Raw genomic sequence first — 6410 nt, 5'->3', positions numbered from 1 at the left:
CGACCATATTAAAGGGAGAATTATTAACCAAAACAAAATCCTGGGTCCCCGCCAAGGCCACGCTTGGCAAAGCCACCATAACCAACAACACCATCATCAACAATATTTTTCTTTTTACAAAATTCATGACGCGCCTCCTTCATTATTTTCTTTTCACATACACCGCGCTCTTTAGCACCCTTACTTATTTTTGCGCCAAATGAAATATTTCGCTTACCGAAATCTCCACTTGGTTACCCCAGCGAATATACTGTCCATCGGTGACCGCCTGTTCAAACACAGCCGGTTCCTTTAGTTCTGCAAAGCGAAGACTGTTTAGCCTTGGCTCCATATTCAAAATGACAGCAGCCTGATTATCAAAGAATATTTCCAGCCAATACGGTTTGGCTATTACCTTAACAATACGCAGCAAATCCATCATCCTCCTCAAAAAAAGCTTCCCTATACCTTAATTGTATAGGGAAGCTTTGGCCGCTTCTATCACCCAACGGGTGACAGTTCTTTAATTTTTTATCAACAACGCCCGTGAACGAATACCAAGTTTTTCAAAAATACGTTTAAGCTGTGTCTTCACCGTGTTTTCGGAAATCCCTAATTCTACACCAATCTCTCGGTTCGTCAGTCCTTCTGTCGCCAGAACTACAATTTCTTGCTCCCGCTGGGTCAGTTCGGGCTTGCCAGCATCAGAGCCTAGTTCCTGCTGCATCCGCAGCAGCGACTTTTGATAGTGTTGTATCAGCGTTGCAAACTCGGTCCCTTTTTCACGATAACTCCCACGAACAGCTTCATCAAGAAGGCGCTCTATATAGACGGCATTTTCCACAAAAGGCATCAGCAGACCGTCTGGAATCGCTAGATCTAACGCAGAGGTCAGCGCCTTCCTTGCAGCCTCCCTACGAAACAACTTTTCATTAGCCGCCGCAATATAAATGTAGAGATAAATCTGAGCCAGCAGATTCGGAAATAAAGCCGCAGTCTCCAACAGCTGTTCCGAAATACCTAGCAGCTTTCGTTCTTCTCCTGCAACTAATAGAACCTGACCATAAATGATGTTGAAGTAACCTTGGGCTGGAAAAAGAAGACGGCTTGAAAAAAACTCCCCTTGGCGAATCCAGGGCGTAATATTTTCCGGCTGCTTTAACTGCGCCGCAACAAAAGCCCCGCACAAATCGGCCGTATGCAAGTATAAAGACTGCTTGCTGAGCTGAATCTCAGTATACATCTCTTCCAGTAGAGCTTGTACCGTCTGCAGATCTCCTCGTTGAAAAGCCAGACGCAATTGGAGAAACAGCACGCTGACTATACTGCCAATCTGCTTGCCGCTTCTAGCCAACTCTAACGCCTTATGACTGCTGATTTCGGCACTTTCAAAGTCGCCTTGCCCATAATGCAGCTCTCCTTGCATCACATGCTCCACACCAGCGCCATGACCGTTCGTCAACGCATAGTAAGAAGGCATAGCCTCCAGTAGCGTTTGCGCATGCTGCTGAAGCCTTCCTTTTTCCCGATAAAACATGTAGAGAATGGAAGGTGAGCCTAACGTCCACGGCGTATTGTGATCACTCAAACGAGAGACTCCCGGCAATAAAGCATGCGCCTTTTTGATATGCTCTGCCATCGCCGCAATGTCGTTATATTTCGTGAACATGCCTACAAGTTCCATTTCTCCTTGCAACCAATTTCTCTTTGTAGCATCCTCAATACGGTTGAGATCCTCCGTCAATCCCTGAGCATATTGACAAAACCGTTCCATTTCTCCAAACAACAACAGTTCCCGGCAAAAAAGCACGCCGGCAACAGGATGCTGCGCCCGAATCTCCTGGGGGCACTCCTCAAAATAACGAATGATTGTATCCTGGTACTCGCTGTTAATGCTGTTGCCTTTATCGCGTTCCAGCGCAGTCAGCAATCCCTCAAAATCACCAGCCTGATAAAAAGAGTTCATAGCCGCTCGATAGTCTTCCGTCTCTACATACCAAAGTCCAGCCCGTCTCCAGATTTCCCGCCTCACCGTCTCTTCTTGGGCAGCAAAAAGCCTTCGCAAGTATTCGACAAAGATCGTATGTATCTGATAGGTGCGCGTCCGCGCATTGAACTGCGTAAAAGCATTCTGCGCCAACAATTGCCGCAGCAGCGCCGCAGCATCATCCTGACGCCACATAGCTTGCGCTTGAGCTTCGGTAAGACTCGGAAACAAACAAATACAGAGCAAAAACTCTTTTAGTTCTTCTGTTAATGGTTGGTATACTACCCGTGCCAAAAGGTCCTGCATGGTAGCCGGTTTCTCTACCCGCCCTTCTTGCAAAAATTCCAGTAAACATAAATACAACGCGCTGATCCAGCCTTCCGTATAAAGGTACAGCCTGTCAGCCTCTTCTTTTTTCAAGGAAACACCGCAAGTCTTGTAATAACGGATAATTTCCGTCGGCGTCAATTCTAAAGCGCCTTGTGTAATATGCTGGGCAATCCCCTTAAGCTTTAGTTCGTCAAGAGCATCTAAGGCAGCCGCCCGCGTCGTAAGGACCAAGTGTAAATGCGGAAGCTCTTTTCTTGCCAACAGCACAATAAACTCATGAACATTTTCATCCTGCAGTAAATGATAGTCGTCAATCACCAGCACAACTGCATGGTTGAGCTTAACACCTTCAAGAAGCTGCACCGCAGCTCTGCGAGTCACAGCATCATCCGGCATCCCTAGTTCTTCCAGTTTGCAAGCGCATTCGCCATCAATAGAAGCTACGAGTTGACAAAAATCATGCCAGAAATGTGCAGTTTCCTGATCGTATACGGTTTGCCACAACCACTCGATTTCCGCTTGGTTTAAATATTCTTTTACCGCCGTTGTTTTCCCATACCCCATGGGCGCTTCAACAATCGTCAAAAAATAGTCTGGGATTTTCCTCAGCACCGTTGTCAGCCTCTCCGAAAAAAACAGACCGCGAGCATTATAGTGCTTGCTTTTTAACATTTCTGCAGCTCCTTTGCATTAGCCAGAACTCATAGGGCTTCTTTAATTGGAAAAACATCTCATTTCATGCTCTTTCCTCAATATTCCAGGTTCTCCTGCGAAAAACCTCTCAGATGCGTACAAAGAATAAATTGAATTACTTGCGCCTCATACTGCGAATTTTGATTTTACTTTCTGCATCCACCCGATAAGACTCTGTAATTTTTTGCAATGCTTTGTTATACGTAAACGTATCTAATTGACTACTTTGCAAATACCCCCATGTGGTCTCTGGAAATTTCACATAGCATAGTGAAAGCGCCCAAGCCACCGCCATTTTTGCATAATATCCCTCGTGCTGCAGGGAGTTCAAACGAAGCAACACTGGATCGATATATTCTTCTTCAATGAAAAAACTAAGCAGCATGACTACGCCAAAGCGAATTTCATATTCCTTGGTCGATACTAGATAGGGCTGCAAAAAGTTCCAAACTAGTTCCTTATGGTTCTTGGTAAATTTCAACCCGCTGCAAAAGCTATCGCAAACAGACCAGTTATCAATACGTGGTACAAACTCAACCACATAGGAAAGAATCTCTTCTACATCGGTTCTCACATATCCCAAAATCATGCCTTGCAACATCGTTTCTTCAAAATAGCAAACATCTGCACTCTTTAAATAGCTTCTCCAATCCTCTTTAGCGATCTTCTGGGCCAACTTCCGTAGCAGCGGCAAGCGCACCCCCAGCAAGTTATCCACGTTCGGCAGCAACGCAGCGGAAAACTGTTGATACGTAGGCTCTGCCATTCCTTCCAACGTTTCTCTGATACTATTATTCACGACATCCCCCTGCAGCATCGCTTTCCATTTTCCTCGATGCCCACGACTCCCAACTCTGTTTGATAATAAAAAAAAGCAGCCATTGCTCGCGCTCCTTCTTGCCTAGTTCAATTCCTCTCTCCATTTTACAAAACAAGCAGGCCTTTTGTCTTGGCAAATCTGCAGGCCAAGCAGCTTCAATAGGTTTTCGCAAAAATAAGTTTCCCATTTCTTCTTGCTCTCCTTGACATGGAGCATACTCAAAGTTGTATCATAAGTAGTAAACTGTAAGCTTTATTGATTTGCACCAAATACTGTGAGGCAGCGTATGAATTCAAATATAGACTGGGAATTACAACAACGAAAAAAAGCATATTGGAAAACTTGTTTTCTCACCTTCATGCTCTTGTTCATTTTTTGCCTAAACCTAGCCGGTCTCTTTCTAGGCAGCGTAATCTATGAAGAAACAAGCATCATCTTTTCCCAAATAAAAACGCAAAACCGCAACAATTCCCTGCAACAACTGCTGAATAAAGGCACGACCAATTATCAATGGGAGAACGTAACCGTTTCTTCCCCTTTTGGCTATCTCTTGTCTGGAACCTTTATCCCCAACGCAAAACCCACTCATAAAACAATTATTTTTCTGCATGGTTTTACGGAAAATCGCACAATTGGCTTATACTACCTAGAAATTTATCTTCGTGCCGGCTTTAATGTGCTGCTGGTCGACTCACGCGCCCATGGCGAAAGCGGCGGAGATTCCGTTACTTGGGGCAGCTTGGAAAAATACGACTTGGAACAATGGGTCAATTGGCTTGCGCAGCGCATCCCTAACGGCGCCATCGGCGTTCACGGTCTATCTATGGGCGCTGCCACAGCGCTGCTGCACGCAGAGCTTAATGAAAAAAGTAAACGCGTGGCTTTCTATGTCGCTGACAGCCCTTATTCCGATTTTGAAACTCTCCTCTCTCTCTACGTACGGCAATATCTGTCTCCCTATATGAAAACCCTTAATTATCCTTGGCTTGCCAATTTAGATATCACTAGCCTTCTTTTGCCGTATGCGAACCTTGTATCGTACTTTCATTCCCGTTCTACCTTTCACGAGGCTTCGCCGCTGCAATCCGTACGCCATGTTACAACGCCTATCCTGTATCTCCACGGCGAAGCGGATAAGCTTATTCCCGCCTCCATGTCCCTTGAGCTGCAACAAGCCACCAAGGGGCCTAGCCAATTATATCTATTCGCCAACTCCAAGCATGGCACCGCTATTTTTGACAACCACCGCCAGTACAGCCAAGTGATACAGCATTTTTTGCAAACCATCGGCGAACTTGGCTGAACCCAACGCATGGGGCTTGCACAAGAGAACCAGAATCACGCGAGGGTACGCAGGAGAAATACTAAGAGCTATAAGTAAACGAAGCGGTCTGCGCCTAACACAGACCACTTCGTTTATGCTTTAATACATACAATTTCCACAACCGTAAGAACACCCTTAGCGACAATGAAGCGAACATCAAAACCAGCAAAGGGAATCCCAAAAACTCGTTCAGAATCTTGAACATAGGCCGGCCGCGGATCTTGTTCCAACACACTGCACAACCCCTGCCGCAAAGACTCTGGAATAAGAGAAAGCCAGCGCTCCGGAAACAGCACTTTCAATTTATACGCTTCATGCGGAGCGGCAAAGCCAGCCGCAGCCTCTGGGTGGCTATCCGCATAGGGCAGATACGGCTTAATATCAAAGATGGGCGTCTTATCGATCATATCCGCCCCTGACACATGCAAGATGGGCCCCCACTGGGAATGCATCTCAATATTTTCCAACTTAACAGAGGAAAGGCCTAGATGATTGGGCCTAAATGGAGAACGCGTAGCAAATACTCCCATACGTGTATTGCCGCCTAGCCGCGGCGGTCTGACAGTAGGTGAAACTTTGCTGCCCACCGCCTCTGAAAACTGCCAAATAAGCCAAATATAAGAAAACCCCTCTAAGCCCCGAATGGCACTAGGATCCCGATATAACGGTTCAAAAACAATGGTAGCCATTAACGGAGTCAGACCGCTTTGACGAGGAACACCGAACTTAGTTGGAAAATCAGTATGAATCCTGGCTATATTCTTTATGGTCGCCACAACACCTAATTCGCTCATAATTTATCTTTCCTTAGCTCCAAAATTATTCACCTTGCATACCACTAAAATAAATTCTACACTATTATACAAAAACCAACCAGCAAATAAAAAACACCATCCAATTGGACGGTGTTTTTTATTTGTATAAGTTTTAGTTAAATGATTAAATTGCGCCGGTCAGATGAACTAGGTCTAGCGCTAGAAAAGACAGTGCAATAAATGCAAATGCAGCCGCGCCCATTTTAAAAGCCATCTTCTCATCTCCTTCTATATCTTATTCCGCCTGCTCATAACAAGGATGTAGCAGCAGCAAACGAAATAAAACAATATAAGATAATTAAGTAATTAACTTAACTTGATCCTCTCTTAGTTTACTGCTACTACAAAAGTAATGCAACGAAAGAGACGAGGCGTATCCGCCGCAAAAAGTCATACACGCAGATAATTTTAATTTAATTTTATATATTTAAAATAAAAATTGCTTTTTTCTCGCTTTATCTC

The 6410-nt window shown here is 44.9% G+C and carries 5 protein-coding genes; 1 reads left to right on the top strand and 4 read right to left on the bottom strand.

The window, feature by feature from the left end; all coding sequences use genetic code 11:
• Positions 1–184: 184 nt before the first annotated feature.
• From PHF27_RS12555 to PHF27_RS12545, 3 genes are all read right to left on the bottom strand, one after another.
• Positions 185–421, bottom strand: a complete 237-nt coding sequence (locus PHF27_RS12555) for a DUF2442 domain-containing protein (RefSeq protein ID WP_300070664.1) — start codon at positions 419–421, stop codon at positions 185–187.
• Between the two features lie 81 nt (positions 422–502).
• Positions 503–2968 (bottom strand): LuxR C-terminal-related transcriptional regulator, encoded by a 2466-nt coding sequence (locus tag PHF27_RS12550; protein ID WP_300070661.1) that lies wholly within the window; start codon positions 2966–2968, stop codon positions 503–505.
• A 136-nt stretch (positions 2969–3104) separates the two neighbouring features.
• On the bottom strand, positions 3105–3788 hold the full coding sequence (locus tag PHF27_RS12545) for a DNA alkylation repair protein (RefSeq protein WP_300070658.1): 684 nt from the start codon (positions 3786–3788) through the stop codon (positions 3105–3107).
• A 307-nt stretch (positions 3789–4095) separates the two neighbouring features.
• On the opposite strand from PHF27_RS12545, the gene PHF27_RS12540 reads away from it, so the two are divergent.
• Positions 4096–5112 carry an alpha/beta hydrolase gene (locus PHF27_RS12540; RefSeq protein WP_300070655.1) on the top strand — a complete coding sequence of 339 codons (1017 nt, stop codon included), beginning with the start codon at positions 4096–4098 and terminating at the stop codon, positions 5110–5112.
• 113 nt (positions 5113–5225) lie between these two features.
• Here PHF27_RS12540 and tsaA read toward each other — a convergent pair whose 3' ends face one another.
• A complete protein-coding gene (gene tsaA / locus PHF27_RS12535) occupies positions 5226–5927 on the bottom strand; it encodes a tRNA (N6-threonylcarbamoyladenosine(37)-N6)-methyltransferase TrmO (protein WP_300070652.1) in 702 nt (233 codons plus the stop codon).
• Positions 5928–6410 lie beyond the last annotated feature (483 nt).

The sequence above is a fragment of the Anaeromusa sp. genome (assembly GCF_028691475.1).
Taxonomy (GTDB): Bacteria; Bacillota; Negativicutes; order Anaeromusales; family Anaeromusaceae; genus Anaeromusa.
Note: the sequence above shows the minus strand (reverse complement) of the source record. Positions and strands in the feature narration are given on the sequence as shown.

What these genes read in the sequence shown, in the direction of transcription:
- PHF27_RS12540 (WP_300070655.1), top strand. Translation starts at nt 4,096, where the DNA reads ATGAATTCAAATATAGACTGGGAATTACAACAACGAAAAAAAGCATAT.
- tsaA (WP_300070652.1), bottom strand. Translation starts at nt 5,927, where the DNA reads ATGAGCGAATTAGGTGTTGTGGCGACCATAAAGAATATAGCCAGGATT.
- PHF27_RS12555 (WP_300070664.1), bottom strand. Translation starts at nt 421, where the DNA reads ATGATGGATTTGCTGCGTATTGTTAAGGTAATAGCCAAACCGTATTGG.
- PHF27_RS12550 (WP_300070661.1), bottom strand. Translation starts at nt 2,968, where the DNA reads ATGTTAAAAAGCAAGCACTATAATGCTCGCGGTCTGTTTTTTTCGGAG.